Raw genomic sequence first — 2,559 nt, forward strand, 5'->3', positions numbered from 1 at the left:
GAGCCACGCCCGCTCGAACTGCGCACGTGAGTAGATGCGCCGGACCGTCGAGTTGCTGCCCGCCGCGGGGTCGTTGGCGATCACGCGGCCGCCGGCGGTGAACCCGCGGATCACGAGCAGGTGGCCGGGCGTCGACGAGATCGGGGCGCCGTCCAGCTCGCCCCTGGCGAACGCGATCGACGCGACGAGCGGGATGCCGGCCTTGATGAAGGCCTCGGCCTCGCGCAGGCTGTAGAGCCGGGTGACGAACGAGTCGAGCGAGTAGCGGGCGGCATACGCCGTGTTGAACGGCCAGTTGCCGGTGCCTTCGTAGAGGTAGTCGAACGTGTCGCGCGCCGCGTGGTCGACGAAGCTGTCGGTGTAGGGCGACCAGGCGTACGCCGCCGGGCTCGGCCCCTTGCCGAAGTAGCGCATGACCATCGAGGTCGACGTCGGCGAGCACCAGGCCTCTCCGCCGCCACCCCACTGCGGGTACTCGCCGGTGTGGATCATCTGCGACGACCGCGGGACGTTGAGCTCCTTGGTCGTGGTCATCGTGGTCGTGCTGGTGCCGGGTGTGCGCGCCGTGTAGCTGGCGGCGACACCGCCGACCGCCTGCAGCACCGGGCTGTCGTCGACCGCCACGTGCCGCATGAGCTGGACGCGGACCTGCCAGCCGCTGAACGTCTTGCCGGTGTTGGCGAGGATCGTGTCGGTCGAGAGCCGGGCGAGGTCGTCGCTCTGGCTCGAGTAGGAGGCGCGCTTGATGTAGGCGGTGCCGGCCGAGTAGCGGGCCACGCTGTCCCAGCTCCCGATCGTCGAGCCGCTGCGCACCCGCACCTCGACCTTCGCCCAGGTGCCGCTGGGGGTGTGGATGTTCCACGACGGGATGAGGCTCTTGGCCGGGAAGCCCGTCGTCTGCCACGGCGACGTCCAGTAGCCGCGGTCGTAGTGCCGTGCTCCACCCCTGACCCGGGTGTCGTCGTAGGCGAGGACGGACGTGCCGGTGCCGAGCGTGACGGCGCCGGTCCTGGCGGCGAGGCCCACCGAGACGCCCTGGGCGAAGTCGGTCGTGGTGGTCCATCGGGCGTACGCGGCCCGGTCGGTCGCGGCCGAGGCCGGCAGGGCCGTGAGGAGGGCGAGGCTGAGGAGCGAGGCAGCGGCGATTCGGGGAAGGTGGCGCATCGACCCATGGTAAGTGACGGATGAGGCTTGTGGGGCTGAAGTTACAGTCCTCCCCGCCAGGGCCGAGCGTCCGGAGGATGCGGCCCGAGCCGATAAGGTTGGCGCGTGGCATTCCAGCTCTATGACACTGCGTCCCGGCAGATCACGCCCCTCGTCCCGGTCCAGCCGGGGCGAGTGTCGATCTACCACTGCGGGCTCACCGTGCAGGGGCCGCCGCACATCGGCCACATCCGCAAGGAGGTCGTGTTCGACGTCCTGCGGCGCTGGCTCGAGCGCTCCGGATATGTCGTCACGATCGTCGCCAACGTCACCGACATCGACGACAAGATCCTGGTCAAGGGTGTCGAGCAGGGGCGGCCGTGGTTCGCCGTCGCCTACGAGAACGAGCGCGCGCTGCATGCTGCCTACGAGGTGCTCGGCTGCATCCCGCCGACGTACGAGCCGAGGGCGACCGGCGTCGTGCCCGAGATGATCGAGATGATGCAGACGCTGATCGAGCGCGGTCACGCGTACGCCGCGGAGGACGGCTCGGGTGACGTCTACTTCGACGTACGCTCCTGGCCGTCGTACGGCGAGCTGTCCAACCAGAAGATCGACGACATGCAGGCCGCCGAGGACGCCCCGCCGGAGGGCAAGCGCGATGCCCGCGACTTCGCCCTGTGGAAGGGCCACAAGGAGGGCGACCCGGAGTCGGCCTCGTGGCCGACGCCATGGGGCCGCGGGCGTCCGGGCTGGCACCTGGAGTGCTCGGCGATGGCGTCGAAATTCCTCGGCGAGGAGTTCGACATCCACGGCGGCGGTCTCGACCTGCGCTTCCCGCACCACGAGAACGAGCTCGCGCAGTCGCGCGCGGCGGGCCAGAGGTTCGCCCGCGTCTGGATGCACAACGCGATGCTCAACCTCGCGGGGTCCAAGATGTCCAAGTCCGTCGGCAACACCCTGCTGGTCAGCGAGGTCGTCAAGCGCGTGCGCCCGATCGACCTGCGCTACTACCTCGCCGCTTCGCACTACCGGTCGATCGTCGAGTTCTCCGAGGAGTCGCTCGCCGAGGCCGCGACGGCGTTCCAGCGGATCGAAGGTTTCGTACGCCGTGCGGCCGAGATTGTCGGGGAGGGCGATGTGGGCGAGGTGCCCGAGGCCTTCGCCGCGGCGATGGACGACGACCTGTCAGTGCCGGCCGCGCTGGCGGTGCTGCAGGCCACGATCGGCGAGGGCAACAAGCTGCTGGCCGAGGGCAACACCGCTGAGGTCGGCAGTGCGCTGGCGAGCGTGCGTTCGATGCTCGACGTGCTCGGTTTGGACCCACTGTCCCCGACGTGGGACCGTGGAGGTGACGATGCGGCGTACGCGCAGGTGATCGACTCCCTCGTGGGCGGCCTGCTGGAGCAGCGCCAG

General features: G+C 69.8%; 2 protein-coding genes. One reads left to right on the forward strand and one right to left on the reverse strand.

Translation table 11 applies throughout. The features are described from left to right. Positions 1 to 1,164, reverse strand: a 1,164-nt coding sequence (locus V6M46_RS02545) for a C39 family peptidase (protein ID WP_332662195.1), incomplete at its 3' end; no start/stop codon positions are given. A 105-nt stretch (positions 1,165 to 1,269) separates the two neighbouring features. Between V6M46_RS02545 and cysS the strand changes: the two genes are divergently transcribed. Beyond that, on the forward strand, positions 1,270 to 2,559 hold a 1,290-nt coding region (gene cysS / locus V6M46_RS02550; protein WP_332662196.1), incomplete at its 3' end, for a cysteine--tRNA ligase.

It is taken from the genome of Aeromicrobium sp. (assembly GCF_036676885.1).
Classification (GTDB): Bacteria; Actinomycetota; Actinomycetes; order Propionibacteriales; family Nocardioidaceae; genus Aeromicrobium.